This is a genomic window from Streptomyces sp. NPDC059832 (assembly GCF_042731715.1).
In the GTDB taxonomy this organism is placed as follows: domain Bacteria; phylum Actinomycetota; class Actinomycetes; order Streptomycetales; family Streptomycetaceae; genus Streptomyces.
The window spans coordinates 30644-47774 of the sequence record NZ_JBHWIY010000029.1 but is presented as its reverse complement, the minus strand read 5'-3'; the positions used below and the strand labels follow the sequence as shown (position 1 = coordinate 47774).

Annotated in this window: 17 protein-coding genes and 5 pseudogenes; 8 read left to right on the top strand and 14 right to left on the bottom strand. The window is 68.3% G+C overall.

Annotated features, from left to right (window positions below; all coding sequences use genetic code 11):
* Positions 1–51: 51 nt before the first annotated feature.
* On the bottom strand, positions 52–624 hold the full coding sequence (locus tag ACFV8T_RS34885) for an IS5 family transposase (RefSeq protein ID WP_385335415.1): 573 nt from the start codon (positions 622–624) through the stop codon (positions 52–54).
* 268 nt (positions 625–892) lie between these two features.
* Between ACFV8T_RS34885 and ACFV8T_RS34880 the strand changes: the two are divergent.
* A pseudogene (locus tag ACFV8T_RS34880) lies at positions 893–1320 on the top strand (IS5/IS1182 family transposase); the annotation flags it as partial.
* Positions 1321–1545: 225 nt separating this feature from the next.
* Here the strand turns inward: ACFV8T_RS34880 and ACFV8T_RS34875 are convergent.
* Entirely contained in the window at positions 1546–1926 is a 381-nt protein-coding gene (locus ACFV8T_RS34875; protein WP_385335413.1) for a winged helix-turn-helix transcriptional regulator, read from the bottom strand.
* Between the two features lie 142 nt (positions 1927–2068).
* Between ACFV8T_RS34875 and ACFV8T_RS34870 the strand changes: the two genes are divergently transcribed.
* Positions 2069–2479, top strand: coding sequence for a RidA family protein (locus tag ACFV8T_RS34870; RefSeq protein ID WP_385335411.1), 411 nt, complete (start codon positions 2069–2071; stop codon positions 2477–2479).
* Positions 2480–2607: 128 nt separating this feature from the next.
* Here ACFV8T_RS34870 and ACFV8T_RS34865 read toward each other — a convergent pair whose 3' ends face one another.
* Entirely contained in the window at positions 2608–3351 is a 744-nt protein-coding gene (locus tag ACFV8T_RS34865) for a GNAT family N-acetyltransferase (RefSeq protein WP_385335409.1), read from the bottom strand.
* A gap of 348 nt (positions 3352–3699) precedes the next feature.
* On the bottom strand, positions 3700–4362 hold the full coding sequence (locus ACFV8T_RS34860; protein ID WP_385335407.1) for a lysophospholipid acyltransferase family protein: 663 nt from the start codon (positions 4360–4362) through the stop codon (positions 3700–3702).
* Positions 4363–4714: 352 nt separating this feature from the next.
* Here ACFV8T_RS34860 and ACFV8T_RS34855 point away from each other — a divergent pair.
* A pseudogene (locus ACFV8T_RS34855) lies at positions 4715–5287 on the top strand (transposase); the annotation flags it as partial.
* Here ACFV8T_RS34855 and ACFV8T_RS34850 read toward each other — a convergent pair.
* A pseudogene (locus tag ACFV8T_RS34850) lies at positions 5287–5702 on the bottom strand (IS3 family transposase); the annotation flags it as partial. The pseudogenes ACFV8T_RS34855 and ACFV8T_RS34850 sit on opposite strands and share 1 nt — an antisense overlap.
* 228 nt (positions 5703–5930) lie before the next feature.
* On the opposite strand from ACFV8T_RS34850, the gene ACFV8T_RS34845 reads away from it, so the two are divergent.
* Positions 5931–6884, top strand: coding sequence for an IS481 family transposase (locus ACFV8T_RS34845; protein WP_385335405.1), 954 nt, complete (start codon positions 5931–5933; stop codon positions 6882–6884).
* A 337-nt stretch (positions 6885–7221) separates the two neighbouring features.
* Here ACFV8T_RS34845 and ACFV8T_RS34840 read toward each other — a convergent pair whose 3' ends face one another.
* Positions 7222–7632, bottom strand: a complete 411-nt coding sequence (locus ACFV8T_RS34840) for a heavy metal-responsive transcriptional regulator (protein ID WP_385335403.1) — start codon at positions 7630–7632, stop codon at positions 7222–7224.
* A gap of 84 nt (positions 7633–7716) precedes the next feature.
* Between ACFV8T_RS34840 and merB the strand changes: the two genes are divergently transcribed.
* Positions 7717–8691: an organomercurial lyase gene (gene merB, locus ACFV8T_RS34835; protein ID WP_385335401.1), complete on the top strand. Its 975-nt coding sequence runs from the start codon at positions 7717–7719 to the stop codon at positions 8689–8691.
* 18 nt (positions 8692–8709) lie between these two features.
* On the opposite strand, the gene ACFV8T_RS34830 is transcribed toward merB, so the two are convergent.
* The gene (locus tag ACFV8T_RS34830; protein WP_385335399.1) at positions 8710–8886 is read right to left on the bottom strand and encodes a hypothetical protein; all 177 of its coding nucleotides are present in this window, start codon (positions 8884–8886) and stop codon (positions 8710–8712) included.
* A 266-nt stretch (positions 8887–9152) separates the two neighbouring features.
* Here ACFV8T_RS34830 and ACFV8T_RS34825 point away from each other — a divergent pair, with 266 nt between their 5' ends.
* Positions 9153–9653 carry a hypothetical protein gene (locus ACFV8T_RS34825; RefSeq protein ID WP_385335397.1) on the top strand — a complete coding sequence of 167 codons (501 nt, stop codon included), beginning with the start codon at positions 9153–9155 and terminating at the stop codon, positions 9651–9653.
* On the top strand, positions 9574–10296 hold the full coding sequence (locus ACFV8T_RS34820; protein ID WP_385335395.1) for a hypothetical protein: 723 nt from the start codon (positions 9574–9576) through the stop codon (positions 10294–10296). Before ACFV8T_RS34825 ends, ACFV8T_RS34820 begins: the two co-directional genes overlap by 80 nt.
* Before the next feature lie 333 nt (positions 10297–10629).
* Here ACFV8T_RS34820 and ACFV8T_RS34815 read toward each other — a convergent pair whose 3' ends face one another.
* From ACFV8T_RS34815 to ACFV8T_RS34790, 6 genes and pseudogenes are all read right to left on the bottom strand, one after another.
* A complete protein-coding gene (locus ACFV8T_RS34815; RefSeq protein WP_385335393.1) occupies positions 10630–11088 on the bottom strand; it encodes a hypothetical protein in 459 nt (152 codons plus the stop codon).
* Positions 11089–11193: 105 nt separating this feature from the next.
* Positions 11194–11793 carry a GPP34 family phosphoprotein gene (locus ACFV8T_RS34810; protein WP_385335391.1) on the bottom strand — a complete coding sequence of 200 codons (600 nt, stop codon included), beginning with the start codon at positions 11791–11793 and terminating at the stop codon, positions 11194–11196.
* Between the two features lie 501 nt (positions 11794–12294).
* The gene (locus ACFV8T_RS34805; RefSeq protein WP_385335389.1) at positions 12295–12636 is read right to left on the bottom strand and encodes a MazG nucleotide pyrophosphohydrolase domain-containing protein; all 342 of its coding nucleotides are present in this window, start codon (positions 12634–12636) and stop codon (positions 12295–12297) included.
* A 51-nt stretch (positions 12637–12687) separates the two neighbouring features.
* Positions 12688–12855, bottom strand: a pseudogene (locus tag ACFV8T_RS34800) (DUF6233 domain-containing protein); the annotation flags it as partial.
* Positions 12856–13604: 749 nt separating this feature from the next.
* Positions 13605–14192 carry an alpha/beta hydrolase gene (locus ACFV8T_RS34795; protein ID WP_385335387.1) on the bottom strand — a complete coding sequence of 196 codons (588 nt, stop codon included), beginning with the start codon at positions 14190–14192 and terminating at the stop codon, positions 13605–13607.
* Positions 14193–14580: 388 nt separating this feature from the next.
* Positions 14581–15927 (bottom strand): alpha/beta hydrolase, encoded by a 1347-nt coding sequence (locus ACFV8T_RS34790; RefSeq protein ID WP_385335385.1) that lies wholly within the window; start codon positions 15925–15927, stop codon positions 14581–14583.
* Positions 15928–15981: 54 nt separating this feature from the next.
* Between ACFV8T_RS34790 and ACFV8T_RS34785 the strand changes: the two genes are divergently transcribed.
* Positions 15982–16659, top strand: coding sequence for a TetR-like C-terminal domain-containing protein (locus tag ACFV8T_RS34785; protein ID WP_385335383.1), 678 nt, complete (start codon positions 15982–15984; stop codon positions 16657–16659).
* Between the two features lie 141 nt (positions 16660–16800).
* Here ACFV8T_RS34785 and ACFV8T_RS34780 read toward each other — a convergent pair.
* A pseudogene (locus ACFV8T_RS34780) lies at positions 16801–16887 on the bottom strand (DUF6247 family protein); the annotation flags it as partial.
* Between the last annotated feature and the right edge of the window lie 244 nt (positions 16888–17131).

The window sequence follows — 17131 nt, the reverse complement described above, 5'->3', positions numbered from 1 at the left end:
TCGCGGACGAGACCGCCGGGCGGACCCGGGACCAGGCACCGTCCGCGCCGCTCACGAGGTCGAACGTCTCCTGTCGCCCGTCCGCGCAATGGACCCGCACGCCATCCCGGCTCCGGTGATCCCCCGGTGCAGCGACCGCAGCCGCTCCAGCAGGGGCACGGCCGCATCCCGGTCTCCCACGTTCGCGGCCGTCACCGCGACGACCAGCAGCAGGCCGAGTGTGTCGGTCACAATGTGCCTCTTGCGGCCCGGCACCTTCTTCCCGCCGTCGTACCCGCTTGAGGCCGTGGGCACGGACGCGGAGGCCTTCACCGACTGCGCGTCGATGATCCCGGCCGTCGGTTCCGCCTCACGGCCCTCCCGCTCACGCACCCGTCCGCGCAGCCGGTTGTGGAACTCTGTGATCAGCCCATGCTCGCGCCAGCGGCGGAAGAAGGCGTAGACCCGGCCCCAATCAGGGAAGTCCGTGGGCATCGCCCGCCAGGAGATCCCGCCCGCGACCAGGTAGCGGATCGCGTCCAGCATCTGACGGTGGCAGTAGCCCTCGGGCTGTCCGCCCCGGCCTTGAAGCCTGGCCGGTACCGGTAGCAACGACCGCACAGCCGCCCATTCCGCGTCCGACATGTCCGAGGGATACCGGCGTTCCCGGCCCGGATGGTCGGCCGCGTTGCCGTACACATGCGCGAGGCAATCACACTATGGAGCAGCCGAGTTGAACTGAACGTGCTCGGACGCGTACAACAACGACACCAGGGCCTCCCGGTCTTGCTCGGTCAGATTCGCATCCCCGAGCTACCGAGAGGCCCTGCCCTCATGCGCCGACCGGCCGTAGATCACCCGCGCGGGAACCCTGTTCGACCCACACGTTCCAAGACCGGTTGAGATACGGCTTCTCACCGCAGGCCAGGCAGGTGACGCGTCAGCATCCGAGGCGGTCATGGCGAGGATTCGGGTTCCGCGCACCGGGTTGGGGAGGCCCGGAACCCGACCGGCGTCCATCCTCGCGGATCTCACCTACTCGTCCCCCGCAATCCATGTGCATCTGTGCCGACGAGGCGCTCGGGCAGATAATCCGCAGCCCGCCGATCAGGTCGGCCACCGTCTGCGGCGAGGCCGCGCGGGAGGTCACCACCCAGCTTCGATGTTGAGGCCTACAAGCAACGCAACACTGTGGAGCGGTGCATCAATCGACTCGAACAGCGGCGCGGTCCGGCCATGCGAACCGACAAGCTCGCCATCTCCTGCCAAGCCGCACTCCACTTCGCCGCCCCACTCGTCTCGGCTCGGCGACAGCGCCGATTTGTCGCCGGATGGCCATGACAGCATGAGGCTATGGCGTCGTCCGCCTTCACCGGCGAGGTGGATTTTGCTGGTCGGGCTGCCCCGGGAGCACCCGAGCCCCTCGTCGCGGCGGTGCTGCCGGGGCGTGCGAGCCGGCGGGCCCCGGCGGTGCGCCTGACGGGGGTCTGCTGCCTCCACGGTCATGAGGTGCGGACTGCAGCCGCCAGGCCAGTCGGGCTGAAGGCAGCGACGCAATCGCCCTCGTCAGGCGTCGAAGCGGCGGCGGGCGGCCTCGATGTGACCGAGGTACTGGCGGGTCCAGCCACACATCCCCTCAGCTGTCGCCCGTAGGGCTCGACCCGACTCGGTGAGGGTGTACTCGACCCGCGGCGGCACAGTGGGGTGCACGGTCCGGTCGACCAGGCCGTTGCGCTCCAGCATGCGCAGGTTCTGGGTGAGCATCTTGTGACTGATGCCCTCGATCCCGTTGCGCAGCTCGCTGAAGCGCAGGGTGCCGTCACCGAGAGTCTCGATGATCAGGAGCGCCCACTTGTTGGCGATGTCCGAGAAGATCTCCCGCGCCAGGGAGTCCGCGCGCGTCAAGTCCGCTTCGTCGGGCAGTCCCTTGAACTGCTTGGTAACCATGAAGTTCCCCGGTCACTGAAAAGTGCGTTCTTCCATGTCAGCGGTCACTCTCCTACGGTTTCCGAGTAACCACAAGAGACCGAAACGATTGCGGTTCGGTGCAAGCGAACCTTCGGGCTCTCATGACAAGGAGGCGGGCAGCATGGCCATCACCCTGGTGAACCCCGACGGACTGCCGGAGATCGATGCCTATCGGCAGGTATCGATCGCGACTGGTTCGAAACTGGTCTTCGTCGCCGGGCAGGTCGCCTGTGATGCCGACGGGGCCACGGTCGGCGAGGGTGACCTCGCCGCTCAGGTCGAGCAGAGCTATCTCAACATCGGCACCGGCCTGACCGCGGTCGGTGCTTCCTTCGAGGACGTGGCGAAGCTGACTGTGTACGTCGTCGACTGGGCCCCCGACAAGATGCCCCTGTTCCTGGAAGGGGTCTCCCGGGCGGCCGCGAAGTTGGGGGGCACCCCGGTCGCGCCGGGCACGCTGCTGGGTGTTGCGGCACTGGCCGCACCCGATTACCTGGTCGAGGTGGAAGCCACCGCGATCATCGACGGCTGATGTCCTGCCGCAGCGCAGTCGGCAAGCGCACGCTACTCACCTGAGCTGTTGCCGCGCTGCTGGAGAGGTTGGGCTCGCTGTTCTCACACGACATGGCATTCACGGAGGAGGCGTACAGAGGTCCTTCCTTACCGGCTTCGACCGACGAGGGAATCGCCGAGCCGAACGCTCAGCTGGGCACCCAGCTCCCGGAACCCCAGCGCCACAGCCACACGCCGCGAAGAATAGGGCCGTGCTCTCCACTGCGGCAGCAACGCGGCGCCAAGGGCATGGGCCACTGCCGCGGACGCCACGGCCCGCGCCAGCCGTCGGCCTCGACAGTCCGGGGCAACCAGCACACTCAGTTGGGCCACCGACCGCGGCCAGGACCGGTACCCGGCCGCGGCCACCACTTCGTCACCCCGCCGAATACAGAAGGCAGGAGAGGATATGTCCTCCAGACCGCTCTCACCGGCCTCTTCCTCCCCGGCCAGGGTCAGCAGCGCGGCCAGGCTGCCGTCACCGATCGGCAACTGCTCGACCCCGGTGCCTTCATACGCAGGAAGAAAGCCCTCCCGGTCCAGATAGAAGAGCGAAGCCGGTCCGAGGACATCGAGCACAGGTAGCACCGCTCGCAGACAGGCAATGTCGAAAAGCTCTTCCTGGGACATCGTCCGCACTGCGTCGGCCACCATCCCTGCAACCCGCACACTCGGAGCAGCGACGATGGCTGCGCCACCGATCCGTACGATCCCGGTCCACGACGGCGGACACAATCGAGATCCGGGCGCGACCACAACTTGCGCCCCTCCCGACGGACGGAACTCGACCGGTGTGCCCGCCAGCTCCACCCACAACTCCCTGGCGCGAAGGAACAAGAGATCGTCAGTCATGAGCCGCATCCTTTCGGCTCCGCGTCCGGAGCGCGACAGGATTCCTCCCGGACGGACGGCGCACACCGCAGAACTCAACCCGCCCTGATCCATGAGAGGCCGTCATATCTGGTGAAATACCTTGAGAATCTGTCGACTTGGACGAGGCAGGATGTCTGAAGTGACGTGTGCGCGAGCAATTCGAAAACTCTTGGAATCCTGTTCCGAGGCAGCGGGGGCGACCACGGCTTGGTAGTGGCGGGTTCGCTTGTCGTGGCGAGAACGGAGCCTGTGCCGGTGCGCGGCTACTACTCCGGCCGCACATGGGTTCCGGGTCGACGACAAGGACCTGATAGCGACCACCAGGGACTATGCGGTGAGCGCGGCGGGTTCGCGCAGGTGAGCAGCCGCTGTCCGCCACGCGTTGGTCACCGCGGTACGGGCCTGCGCCGTCCGGACGGCGCGGTCGCCGGTCAGCTCCAGTGGCGTGCCCATGTGCACGTGGAGGTCCGGTCGGCGCAGAGGCGCCGTGACCAGGCCGACGAGCTGCTTGGCGGTGCTGCCCGAGGTAATCCGACGGGCCCCGGCCTGGCCCATGGGTATGACGGGGGCGCCGGTGCGCTCGGAGAGCCGGGCCAGGCCGCTGCGGAAGGTTCCGGGTGCCGCTTCCGCAGCGTCCCTGCGGCGGGGCAGACCCCCCTCGGCATAGATGAGGACCAGCCGTCCGCGTTCCAGCGCTTCTGCTGCGATGTCCAGCGCGGCCGCGGCGCGCCGATCTCCGCGGACGACGGGGATGTGTCCTTCACGGGCGAGCGCGCGACCGAGGAGCGGTACGTGCCACAGCCCTGCGGCCGCCATGATGACCGGACGGGCGCCGAAGCGGTGCAGTGCGGCAACCACGATCGCAGGATCGGCCAACGACGTGTGGTTCGCGGCGACAATACTGCCAGGCGCAAGTTCGGCGCCGGGGTCGGCTGTCACCGACAGGCGGCCGACGGTGGGCACCAAGGCGTCGGCGACGCGACTGAGCATGAGCGGTCTCCCGGTCTCGACGATGTTGATCTTCATCGTCGGGGGCAGGCGCCGACTGCGCGTGAGCTTTCATACTCATCTTCTCGGCAGATTTTCCCAATACTGCGCCGAAGCCCTGTGCTGGTGGGTGTCTTCAATGGGGCCTGATCCAGAGCAGCAGTGAAGTGAGGGTGACTGGCACCTGGCAGGACTCGGGGTGTTGCCGTATCCGGTGGTCACGGCTCGGCACCGGTCGGGTAGCCGGGTCATGTTGCCATGATCCTGTTGGCGAAATCGGCACCAGCGCGTGACGTCGGCTTCCGCGATCAGGTTGTGATCGCGGAAGCCGACGTTGTGTCTGGGGAGCGCATAGGTGTCGCTGCGTGGTGAGGGATTGGACAGGGTGCCGGCGGAGACTGTGGAAGTTGCGCGGGCTGCATTCCCGCAGGGGAGCCTGGCGACCAGAATCCGGGACGAGCTGGAACTTCTGTTCCGGGACGAGGACTTCGCCAAGTTGTACCCGGCCCGCGGTCGACCCGCGTGGACCCCTGGGCGACTGGCACTGGTTCTGGTTCTGGTGATGCAGTTCGTCGAAGGGCTCACGGATCGACAGGCAGCGGAGATGGTGCGGGCCCGGATCGACTGGAAGTACGCCCTCAGCCTCAAGCTGACGGACCCGGGGTTCCACTACTCGGTTCTGTCCGAGTTTCGCGACCGTCTCACCACGACGGAGGCTGGCCAAGAGGTGTTCGACCGCATCTTGGCTGCGACCCAAGACAGGGGCTTGCTCAAGAAGCGGGGGAAGGCCCGTACGGACTCGACCCACGTGCTGTCCGTAGCACGGCAGCTGACCCGGCCAGCCATGCTCGGGGAGACCCTCCGTGCTGCGTTGCATGCCGTAGCCGCTGTGGCACCCACATGGCTGGAGCGGATCGCGTCTCCGGAGGTGCTCGTCGCGATCTTCAGTCCGTGGCCGGTCAGGACCTTGCAGATCGGCTCGACTCCGAACACCTGCCGGTGGGCGTCGATGAACGCTACGAGCGCTTCGACGGCCGGTCGAGCTCGGCCGCGAAGAAAGCCGAGGCCGCCTTGAGGATCTCGTTGGCCCGGCGCAGCTCGGCGTTCTCGGCTCGCAGCCGCTTGATCTCCGCGGCCTCCTCCGAAGTCACCCCGGGACGCCGGCCAGCGTCGACCTCGGCCTTGCGGACCCACGTCCGCACCGTCTCAGCGGCACCGATGCTCAGCTTCGCAGCGACCGCCTTCATCGCGGCCCACTCGGTCGGGTAGTTGGGGCGGACCTCCGCGACCATGCGCACCGCACGCTCACGAAGCTCGGCAGGATGGGGGGACGGACGGGCCATGACTCGATCCTCTCAGGGAATCGAGCCTCCATCAGACCCGGAGCGCTTCAGCGACCACGCCCGCCGTTGTATCAAACGCATCATTGTTGCGTCCGTATCGAGCTGCGCTAGTTGTTCTGTCCACGGAGGTTGGTGACAGGGTTCACGGCTGATTGATCTTGAAATGGGTGAGGGCCTTCTGGCCTGGTGTGGATTGCGACATCTGCACCGGCGACCAGAAAGGCCCTCGTGCTCCACCGTAATGCACCCCTGACCGAGACCGGACGGCTACGTCTGGCCCGCTGCGTGGTCGAGGACGGCCGGCCCCTGCGGAGGGCCGCCGAACGCTTCCAGGTCTCCCCGACCACGGCCAGGCGGTGGGCCGACCGCTACCGCGAGCTGGGCCAGGCGGACATGAGTGACCGCTCCAGCCGCCCGCACCACAGCCGGCGCCGGACCCCGACCCGCACCGAGCGCAGGATCATCAAGGTCCGCGTCCTGCGCCGCTGGGGACCGGCCCGCATCGCCTACCTCCTGGGCCTGAACCCGGCCACCGTCCACCGGGCCCTGACCCGCTGCCACCTGGCCCGCCTGACCCACCTGGACCACGCCACCGGCCGCGTCATACGCCGCTACGAACGCAACCGGCCCGGCGCACTCGTACACATCGACATCAAAAAGCCCGGCAACATCCCCGACGGCGGCGGACACAAAGCCCCCGGGCGCCAGGCGGGCCGCAAGACCCGCTCCGGCACCGGCTACAGCCACCTCCACAACGCCGTCGACGACCACTCCCGCCTCGCTCACAGCGAGATCCTCGCCGACGAGAAGAACGAGACCGCCGTCGCCTTCTGGCAGCGGGCCCACGCCTTCCTCACCCAGGCCGGGATCACCGTCGAACGCGTCCTGACCGACAACGGCTCCTGCTACAAGAGTCACCTGTGGCGCAACTCCCTCACCGCTCAGGGCATTGCACACAAGCGAACTCGCCCCTACCGGCCCCAGACCAACGGGAAGATCGAGAGGTTCAATCGCACCCTCCTGGACGAATGGACCTACGCACACCCCTACCGGACCGAGGCCGACAGACGCGCCGCCCACCCGGCCTGGCTGCACACCTACAATCACCACCGCGGACACACCGCGCTCAAGGGCCAACCACCCCCCAGCCGCGTCCCCAACCTCACGGGTCAGTACACCTAGTCAGTCGTGTGCGGGAGCTCCGGGCGTTCCCTCATCAGGGTCTCCGATCAGCCAGGACGTTCATGGTGAGGCTCTACGAACCGTTGCAACCAAAGCAATTCATCCTGTTTCGTACCATCACCCAGCCGCGCCGTCCTGACGGATAGCTCGCGCCGCCACGCTTCGCGACGATTCCCTCGATGCCCTGCTTGTTTGCGCGGTCGGGCTGTCCCTGCTGGTCATGTCTCTTATGGCGAAGTGCTGCTGGCGGGGCGTGTCGGTCTGACTGCGGAAAGTGTCGCGTTGCGAGGGGGATGAAAGTTCGCTCCGGGGATCTTCGGTGCTGGTGGCAGCCGTGTCAGTCGGGTCGGGGAGGGCTGATGATGCGGCAGATGTTGTCGGCGTCGCTGCAGGACTGCGGGACGGTCTCGGCGGCTCGCTGGGCCAGGTCGCGGAGTGCGGTGCGGGTCTTGCGGAGCTCGGCCATGCGGCGGTTGATCTCGTCAAGGTGCTGGTTGATGAGGTCGGTGACGTGGCTGCAGGGGGCTTCGCCGCTGTCGCGGAGGGTGAGGATGCCGCGGATTTCGGCGAGGGTGAGACCGGCGTGCCGGGCGTCGCGGATGAACGCCAGACGGGCCTCGGCGGTGGGCAGGTAGTCGCGGTAACCGTTGATGGTCCGGGGCGGCGGGGGCATCAGGCCGGCCTGCTCGTAGTAGCGGATGGTCTTGGTCGTCAGGCCGCTGGCGATAGCGAGGTCTCCGATGCGCATGCTCTGAGGCTAGCTCTTGACCTTCCAGCGCACTGGAAGGTCTAACGTCGGCATCAGAAAGCTATGAGCAGGGAGGATGACGCTATGCGGATCACGGTGCTGACTGTTCCGGGCTGCCCCAACGGCCCGGTCGTGCAGGAGCGGATCATCGCCGCTCTGGCCGGGCGGCAGGCCGAGGTGGAGCTGGTCGAGGTGTCCGACCAGGAGGAGGCCGAGCGTGTGGGGATGACCGGCTCGCCGACCGTTCTCCTGAACGGTCTCGATCCGTTCGCGCAGGCAGGGGCGGCGCCGAGCGTGTCGTGCCGGATCTACCGGGAAGCTGAGGGCAAGACGGGCGGGGCGCCGAGCGTGAAAGCTCTGGGCGAGGCCCTGGCCGTGGCGGGGCTGACCGGGGCGGCGGACGAGGGCTGCTACGGATTGGACGCCTTCGACCTGGTGGGCCGGGACGGGCGGGGCCGTGTCGCGCCGGTGGACGGCGGGCTGCGGGCAGTGCATCAGGCGGTGCTGCGGCACTTCGCTGCCACTGGCTGTGCTCCCGCGCCGGATGTGCTGGAGCCGGTCGCGGCCGATGTCGGCCGGAGGGCGGCGGACGTGCTGGCCGACTTGGCCAGGGAGGACTTCCTGACCACCGACCAGGACGGCTGGATCCATGCGGCGTATCCGTTCTCCGCGGTGGCGACGCCGCATCGGGTCACGCTCGCGGGCGGCGTCCGGGTGTGGTCGATGTGCGCGATCGACGCGGTCGGCATCCCCGCGATGCTGGGTGCGGACGCGGTGATCTCCTCGGTGGATCCGGTCAACGGCGAGAGCGTCGGCGTCACCAGCGAGAACGGGCAGATGGTGTGGGAGCCCGCTTCGGCTGTGGTGTTCGTCGGCCGCCGGGGCTGCACGGGCCCCGCGGCCGAGGTGTGCTGCGACACCTTGAACTTCTTCACCAGCCCTTCGTCCGCCGAGACGTGGATCAAGCAGCATCCCGAGGTGACCGGCGCGGTCGTGGACCAGGCCCGTGCCGAGGAGATCGGCAGGCGCACCTTCGGTCCGCTGCTGCAGGCCAACTGACCGGCTTCTCCGGCCCGTTCAGACCAGGGCCCGTTTGTCCGGGTGCTGCGCAACGTCCCAGCAGATACAGGAGGCCGGATACCGGCCCGCAAGGGCGCGGGACCGGGTCACTGACTGCGCCGCCGCGAAGTCCGGCCGACCGTCCCGCCAGATCACGGCCGCCCCGTCCAGCACGGTGCCGGGGCGCAGTTCCATGTTCTCTTGGGGTCGGACTGTTGCGCAGGTTCGGCAGGGGTAGGTCTGCACAGATCAGCGCTGTTTCCATCCACCGTATCGAGTGCAACAGGTGTGCTGTCCCTGGTTCGGGTGGTGCTGGCGCCTGACAGGGGTCGCGATGTCCTCGCTGGCAGGATGACGAAGCCGAAAGCTGCCGCGGTGTTTTACAACGGCGTTGCGCCGGCGGAACGCCGCTCGGCGCAGAATTCTGCATGCTCTCGGCCCGGCCGTGCGAGGATCCCCCGATGCCCTCGCCTCTGGACGTCGCCCTTCCCGCATCCGCCGAGATCGAGGCCCTGCTCACGGCCTCCGTCGGGGCCCGGACCACCATCGAGCGCATCGAGCCGCTGCACCATCCCTGGGTGCTGCGCGCCCACCTGGCGGAGGCGCCCGGACTCCCCGAAACGGTCATCGTGAAATGCCTCCGCCCCGAGGGATACGGCCTCCGCTCCGCTGAGGAGCTGACGCGGTGCGAGCACGCCGCGCTCGCCTTCATCGCCGACGACCTCCGCCTCGATCTCGCACCAGGCCTGCACGCCGCCTCACCGGACTCCCGCCTGCTCGTGCTGGAGGACCTGTACCCGCGCACCGAACTGGCCGAAACTGCTGCGCCGCGACGGCCACACCCCGGCCCTGGACGCCGAACCGACCGCCTTCGCCTCCTCGATGGGCGAGCTGGCCGCCGCATCCGCTGGTCGCGCCGCGTTGTTCAACGCCCGCCGCACGGCACTGGGCACCGGCGCTGACCGGCTGGGCGACTGGGAACACGCCCACACCAGCCTCTGGCGGAATGGGCTCGCACGGGCCGCCGCCTTCGGCGTCCCGCTGCCCGCCGCTGCGGAGCGCGATCTGGAAGCGGCCGTGGCCGAACTGACAGATCCCGGCCCATTCCTGGCCCTGACCAACGGCGACACCGAGTCACACAACTTCCTGACCGGGCCGAGCGGCGGCGGCCGGCTGATCGACTTCGAGGGGGCGGGCTTCCGCCATGCCCTCACCGCCGCGACCAGCTTCGCAGTCCCCGGCCCGAACTGGTTGGGAGTATCGGGGCCGGGCCAGGTCGAGGCGTTCCGCCGAGCTCTTGCCCGGACGGTCCCCGAGGCCGAGGACGACCAGCGGTTCGGCTTCGGCCTGGCTTCGGCTTCCATGGTCTGGGTGATGATCCGCACCGGCCGGCTCAAGACGCTGGACGCACGCAGCCCCGGCAACGACTCCCGCACCCAGATGGTGGCCCTGCTGGAATCCGGAGCCCGCACCGCCGAGGCGCACCGGGTACTCCCCCACCTGGCGGCCTGGTGCCGGTCCACGGCGGCCCTGCTGCGCCGCCGCTGGCCCGACACCGACATCGACACCGCCGCCGTCGCCCCCTACACCTGGCGTGAACGGTAGCGCGGAGAGCCGGGCGGTGACCGCCGTGGAGGTACCGATCATCCGCAGTGGTTCAGGGATCGGGTGAGTTCGCGGGGCGTCCCGCAGCCGGGACCGGCTCGGATACAGGTAGGGGCGGGCCGACTCAGGATGCTTCTGGCCCAGCAGGGCCTGGACCTCGTCCAGCTTGCCTCCGGCATCCGCGACATTGCCGGCCATAGCGTGACGGCACATGCGCGAAGTGATCAGCCGCCGAGACCGGGCCGCCGGGACAACGACTCGCACATCTCCCCGAGCGCACCCGTTGTGACGGGGGTGCCGAGGGACGGCTGGAAAAGGTCGACGAGGAGAAAGTCACTGCCCGCCGGCCCCCAGCAACTCGTTGCGCTCCAGGACGCATTGGTCGAATGCCTGCACCACCAGGAAGTCCACCGGCATGACCCACGACTTCCTCGACTTCGACCAGGCACCGTTCTCGTTCTGCCGACGGGCGACATGCATGTGGGCGCCCTCGATATCGCAGCCCAGCGAGCGCGAATCCATCATCAGATGCGGATCGGTCCGACGAAGCCCCGCTGCCTGACCCGGCCGGAGCCCGACATGGGACAGCAGAAGCAGCGTCAGCCGGTCCCGGGCCGACCGGCAGGCCAGGAACATCGCGATGATCTCCTCATCGCTCGCCCGGTCGATATCGGTCTCGGGCTCCTGAAGCCGATGACGTGCCCGCAGCCGGTAACGCATCCCGCCGCTCTCACCCCGCGCTTCGAGCGGCAGATCGCGGCCGTCCCCGACCTCGTAGAGCTGTTCCACCACCCAGCCCGGCTCCGTCCACGGACATGCTGTAGGCGCCGCCCGGCGGCCCTGCGACCGCTCACCGTCGCCGTCGGGCTCGACCGCGCCCCCCAAGGCGGGCTCGGCTCACGGTCCGCGCCAGAGGTTGGCGAAGGCCGCGTTCTCGATGGTCCGCCTCTGGCGTACGGCCTCCAGCTCCATCACCGCGTCGTGGACGGCGGCCACCACGGTCGTCACCGCCTCGTCATCGAGGCCGGTCTCATCATCGGATCGTTCGTCGTCGATGCCCACGACCGAGGCGAGGGCGGCCAGGACGGGTTCCTTCTCTTTCCAGCGGTCGGCTGCACGACGGCGCGCGGGCGTATCGACCGGTTCCACGCGTTCGGAGCCGAAGGACAACCGGCCGCCTCGCTGCGGCTTCAGCTCACCGTTCTCCTCCAGGGCGGCCTGGTACGCGGCCGAGAGGTCTCGGCCCCGGCGCCACAGCCAGTCCTCGATCCGCTCGTAGGGTGCCTGCCGAGTGAGCCCTGCCGCAGCCTCGCCCATGAGCCGATCGTCCAGCGTCGGCGGTGCATTCGGCACGATGCGGTCGCCGTCCACGGCGACCGCCCCCGCACCGATGAGATCGATCAGCTCGGCTCCCGCGAGTGCGAGGGACAGGTCGCCCTGTCCCACGGAATGCTTCGGGTCCATGGCGATGATGAACAGGTCTTTCGCCGTGGTCATGAACGGCTCCTCTCGGAGACATCGACAAAGGTGCGTCCCCCACCGACCGGGCCCGCGCCCGAGGCCGGCCCGGCGGCGGGGCGACTGTCACGATCAGTATCGCCCCGCCCACGCGGCCGAAGCACTTTCGCAAGGCGGCGGGAGTCTCTGCCGACGACGTCACAACGGCGGGTCCTCGCTGTGCTGGATCCCCGAGCCGCTTCGTCCGCCTGTCCGCCGAGCGGCTGCGAACGGTCGAAGGGAACAAGATCATCAGGCCCGTGACGGCTCCGCACGAGTCCTCCCACATGGAGGGATGAGACATGTTGAAGCATCTGGAGAACCATCGAACTCAAGGCTCGTACCACCAGCCCGGTCCGTCGGGCAGCGTCGGAACCGCCTGGGCCAGCGCCACCCTGGTCTGGAACTCCACAGACCGATCCTGCGAGCCCGGCGCCCCCGAAGCGCGCCGGGCGGTCCATACGGCCTACGCCTGCTTGTGACCGAAGTAGGTCCTCGCACTCACGATGGGTTCTCGTCACCGGCGAGCCGCATGCTGATCGCCGTCTCGAGCTCAGTCATCGTGCGGCAGAAAACGGTCTCCAGATCGACGTCAAAGCGGCGAGCCAGGATGAGCACCGACCACAGACAGTCCGCGAGCTCGTGCTCCAGCGCCGCTCGCCCACCCGGCATGTCCCGAGCTCCCTCTTCGGCCATGACCAGCTTGGCCAGATCGCCGACATCACCCATGAAGCCGAGCATGAACTCTTCCCGTGTCCAGACCCGGCCCCGTTCACGCCAATTCAACTGGTCGTACAGACCATGTACTCGCATCGCCTGCTGCAGCAGCCCATCCAGGCTCATCCATGCCTCCCGCCGGTCTACTCGGAACCGCACTCCGCCAAGCCGGGGCGCTCAGCCGCACTGCTCCAGCCCCGTCCCGGGCTTGCAGATCCGGCACGGCTCGATGTCCGCCTCCGCCAGGGCGATCAGTGTCTCTTCGCGGTTGATGTACCCGAGCTCGCTCTTGTACATGCTGCACCCGCCGCAGTGCAGCATCGCGGTGTCCCCGGACCGTTTCGGCCGGACCTTCCAGGACTGCTCTGCCCTGGCCGCTGCCGGGCGCGCAGCTCCTGGCCCTCCTCGATCTCCAGCTCCCGGATCCGGTTCCGGACCTGACGCAGGGGAACGCCCAGGCGTACATACTGATCGCCGAGTGGATCACCACGGAGGCCGAGGAGGCCCAGAGCGTCGCCGCCCCGAGGGCACAGGCCCGGCAGACCCCCTACGCCCGTGCCATCGACGCGTCCGGCCGCGACGGCAACGCCGTTCTGGCCCGCCGCGTCGGGAAGTGCGAGCCCACGGTGAAGGTCATCGCCGACCGCGGCCGCGCAGTCCTGGACACGCAGTCCAAGGAGAAGTTCTCCGTCTCGCTGAACGAGGTCAAGGCAGGCGGCCTGTACCTGTAGAGGGCCGACGACACCGCCTTCCGGGCCACGGGTGCCGGCGCGGAACAGACCTGCGGCCCGTTCACCGAGGACGTGACGGCCTGGCGGGCCCCCGACTGGGAGCCCAACGAGAACGAAGGCCGAACCCCGATCTACGGCATGAACCTTGCTCCTCCTGCGAAGAGCGGTCGACGGGCCGGACGACCTGCCCTCAAGCCGACCACAAAGCCGCCTACACCGGAAAGCCCGCGGCCTGGCCCGATGACCGCCGAATCAGCGATCAGACACCCGTACCCGCGGCTTCCTCAATGAGGTCGGTGTCCGGGTCCGGCCGAGAGGCCAAAGAAGCATGGCCGGCATCCAGTTCGAGGGTCCTGCGCGGGTTCATACGCTCAGCCATGCGACGCTCGTTATCGGGGTGGACATGCGGTCGCTGGTGGAAATCTGGTATCGGCTCGGCTTCGCGCGCCAGGCCGGCGCGGTGACGTTGTCGCCGAACGTCGATGCCAGCGGCGCCTTCTGCGTGACGGCCATGACCAGCGCCTCCTCCGCCGACAGGTCCTGGGCGAAGCTCTCGTGGAACTTGTCCTGCTTGACCCACAGGTAGCCGTCGGAGTCCGGAGCAAGGTTCTCGAACGCCGCCGGAGGCTTCTCCTGGCTGATCTGGCCCGGACTCTCGCCGGCGTCCGGAGCGAACGCGGCGATGTAGACCAGACCTGTGACGTTGGGCAGGTCACCCGCCTCGGTGATGACCGCGCCCCCGTAGGAATGCCCGACCAGCACCACCGGACCGTCGATCTGCTTGACCATCTTGCGGGTGCGTTCGGCGTCGTCCGCGAGCGAGGTCAGCGGATTCTCCACCGCGTGCAGCGACCCAAATCCGCGATGGTGCAGCTCGGTGATGACCTTACCCCAGTGGGCAGCGCCGCCGCAGAAGCCGTGGACCAGCACGATTGCGGGCTTCTCAGCCATGAGGTCTGCCTTTCACGAGCCGGGAAGAATCTGCCTCTCCAAGAAGACCGCAGCCCTGTAGCCACCGCACGCCGAACTCATCCCGCAGGTGGATGACCCAACGTGCGCACAGCCGGGTTGGAGAGCACTCACTAAAGCAACCGCATTGGCCCGGCCTCCGGTCCGATGCAACGGGCTGGCCACCGCGGCCCGGGGGGAGAGTGCCTGCGGTGAGCACGACGTCGCGATGGAGGAGCACCGAACGGACCGACGCTCGCGTCTCAAAGATCATTTCGTTAGAACTCCCAAAGAGGTCATCCCTTTGGCGAGCACTCTGCGGCCGTACGTGACGCAGGGCCAGGCGGCTTCGAGCGTTGGCCCGGCATGCCGGAGACGGGCTGCAGGGTCTTCACTTGTGGTCGCGCAGGAAGGCGGGGATCTCGTCGCGGGCCGGGTAGTTCGGCAGGGGTGCGGGCTTGTCCTGAAGGAATGCGGTGATGACGGCGGCGGCTCGGTCGTTGTTGTCGTCAAGGCCGTTCCACATGTGATGTCCGACTCCAGGCATGTACTGCGTGCGCTGGATGGCGGAATCATCGGCAAGGACGGCGGTCGCCCATTGACGGACCTGGGAGGAGCACTCGGCGATCATCAGCATCGCGGGGGTCTGGGAGCGCTTCAGTTGCGGAGCGATGGAGGGTGAGTCCTTGACCGTCTGCTGGACGCGGAGGCTGGCGGCGGGGCTGAAGGAGAAGTTCTGTGCCGTGTCCTCAATCGGGATGCGGTGCGCGTCGCGCGCGCAGTAGCCGGATGCGGTGTCGCTGCCGAGGTCGGCGGCGGTGAACGCGTTGTCGCCTTCGGCCTGTCCGATCAGCCCGGTGTCGGGGGTGAGGAGTCCGAGTCGCATGAGGCCGAATGCGGCGGCGTACCGCGGGATGCGCGTCGAGCGCGGTCCGGTCACGGCCGGCGCGAGGCCGCGCGCGGATAGCTGGCCCTTGTGCCCGGTGATGTGCGCGGTGGGGCCGTCCATCGGGCCGGGCTCGGCGATGATCGTCCGGTGCAAGCGTGCAGCGACGCGCGGGTCGGCCAGGGCTCGTGTGAGCACGACTGCGCCTGAGGAGAATCCGAGGATGTCGACCCTGCCCTTGTCCAGGCGGTCGACGAAAGCGGCAAGGTCGCGCACCGACCTGGAGATCGTGTACTGGTCCATGGGGAGCAGGTCGCTTCGTCCACCGCCGGCCTGTTCGTAGGCGTAGACGTCGTAGCCCTGTCGCGCCAGGAACTGCAGGAACCGGTGGTCGAGAACCGAGATGCCGCGAACTGGTCCGCCGTTGAGGTACACGAACGGAATGGGGTGTCGGGTGCCGGCGTTCGCAGGCGGGTAGTGATACACCGCGACCTGGCTGCCTGTGGCCAGGCTCCAGTGCTGTGTGGCCACGAATGGCAGGGCAGGCGGGTAACGCCGGGCCGTGGGCACGGTCGGGATGCAGACCGACGCTGTCAACACCGCCGCGACGACCACTGGCAGGAACGGCACGAGCCGCGCCGCCCGAGTACGACGCCGGCCCCGCCACAGTGCGGCGACAGCCCCGGCTCCAAGGGTCGTCAACCATGCGCCGAACCCCGAGCCCGCCCCGTCCGTGAGGACGATCGTAACGAGAAAGACGACGACCAGCGTCGCGACGGCGGCCAGGGCCGGCACCAAGCGTCCGGTGAAGTGAGCAAGGCGTATGGCGAACGTGGGCACGACGGCCTCCAAAGTTTCAGAACACTGTTTCAAAACGACGTTACCAAATGAGGTAGGCTTCTCGTCATGGGTAGGCCGAGAACAAACGACGCGACCGTCAAAGAGCGACTCGTGAAGTGCGCGACCGAGCTGCTCGCCACCCGTCCGCAGGAGTCGGTCACAGTCCGCGCCGTGGCCACTGCCGCCGAGACGTCAACGGCGGCGGTGTACTCCCTGTTCGGCGATAAGGAAGGACTGATCGCAGCAGTACGCGACAGAGCCGTCGCCGGCCTGTTCCAGGCCCTGACGGCGGTGCCGACCTCCGAGGATCCCCTCGCCGACATCTACGCACTGGCCGCCGCATATCGACGCTGGGGACGCGAACACAGCCACCTGTACTCAGTGCTGTTCGGTGGAGTGCAATCCTTCAAGCCGTCAGGAGCGGTCGGTGCCGGTGACCCCGTCCGGCCGCTCATCGCGGCGATCGGGCGCGCCGTGACTGAGTCCGTCCTCGACGGCGAAGCGACGGCGATCGCCGTCTCGCTCTGGGTGAGCCTGCATGGGCTTGTGACACTCGAACTCGCCGGGGCCTTCGACGCCCCCACAGCAGAATCCGCATTCCGATCGACGATCCTCGCCACGCTGCGTGGCTGGACGGCCCCCGCGGCCTTCGGCACGACGAGCCCGCCTTCTGGCGGAGAGCGCAACCGACCCTCCGTTCAGAGGGTTGAGAAGCGCCTCGCACGGGAGAGGCGCCGGCAATGAGTCACGGGGTCGTTCTGACTGGCGAGAAGCAGCATGCTCGATTCCTTCAGGACGGCCGGTCACGCACGGACTCGCCCCGAGAACCTGATCCAGGTCGATGCCGTCGGAGTCGTCGCACCCTCCAGCGAGGAACGCCTCCACATCCGCAGCGGCGGCGAGCCGGGCCCGCCAGGCATCCACGACAGCGTGCAGCGGGGCGAGGCTGTAACTGTGCCTGGCGTCGTCCAGGGCACGCGCCCAGTCCTGCTCGAACGCGGCACCCGTGCACCGGCGCGGCGGTCGGTCAGCAACTGAGCGAGCAGTTGGGCGGCGACGGCCGGGGGCCGGCGGGGCGGGGCTTCTTCGGGCTGCGCGCTCATCGGCGCCTCCTGGCGGGTCGTACGGCTACCGTACGTGCGCTGCGGGACGGTTGGGGACGGGCATGAGGCAATCCCTTCTGCCAGCTCGCGGTGACAGCGGCCTCGGGACTCGT

Bases quoted from the DNA above. Each gene is read 5' to 3' on its own strand.
- ACFV8T_RS34885 (WP_385335415.1), bottom strand. From the start codon at position 624: ATGTCGGACGCGGAATGGGCGGCTGTGCGGTCGTTGCTACCGGTACCG.
- ACFV8T_RS34875 (WP_385335413.1), bottom strand. From the start codon at position 1,926: ATGGTTACCAAGCAGTTCAAGGGACTGCCCGACGAAGCGGACTTGACG.
- ACFV8T_RS34870 (WP_385335411.1), top strand. From the start codon at position 2,069: ATGGCCATCACCCTGGTGAACCCCGACGGACTGCCGGAGATCGATGCC.
- ACFV8T_RS34865 (WP_385335409.1), bottom strand. From the start codon at position 3,351: ATGACTGACGATCTCTTGTTCCTTCGCGCCAGGGAGTTGTGGGTGGAG.
- ACFV8T_RS34860 (WP_385335407.1), bottom strand. From the start codon at position 4,362: ATGCTCAGTCGCGTCGCCGACGCCTTGGTGCCCACCGTCGGCCGCCTG.
- ACFV8T_RS34840 (WP_385335403.1), bottom strand. From the start codon at position 7,632: ATGCGCATCGGAGACCTCGCTATCGCCAGCGGCCTGACGACCAAGACC.
- merB (WP_385335401.1), top strand. From the start codon at position 7,717: ATGCGGATCACGGTGCTGACTGTTCCGGGCTGCCCCAACGGCCCGGTC.
- ACFV8T_RS34830 (WP_385335399.1), bottom strand. From the start codon at position 8,886: ATGGAACTGCGCCCCGGCACCGTGCTGGACGGGGCGGCCGTGATCTGG.
- ACFV8T_RS34825 (WP_385335397.1), top strand. From the start codon at position 9,153: ATGCCCTCGCCTCTGGACGTCGCCCTTCCCGCATCCGCCGAGATCGAG.
- ACFV8T_RS34820 (WP_385335395.1), top strand. From the start codon at position 9,574: ATGGGCGAGCTGGCCGCCGCATCCGCTGGTCGCGCCGCGTTGTTCAAC.
- ACFV8T_RS34810 (WP_385335391.1), bottom strand. From the start codon at position 11,793: ATGACCACGGCGAAAGACCTGTTCATCATCGCCATGGACCCGAAGCAT.
- ACFV8T_RS34805 (WP_385335389.1), bottom strand. From the start codon at position 12,636: ATGAGCCTGGATGGGCTGCTGCAGCAGGCGATGCGAGTACATGGTCTG.
- ACFV8T_RS34795 (WP_385335387.1), bottom strand. From the start codon at position 14,192: ATGGCTGAGAAGCCCGCAATCGTGCTGGTCCACGGCTTCTGCGGCGGC.
- ACFV8T_RS34785 (WP_385335383.1), top strand. From the start codon at position 15,982: ATGGGTAGGCCGAGAACAAACGACGCGACCGTCAAAGAGCGACTCGTG.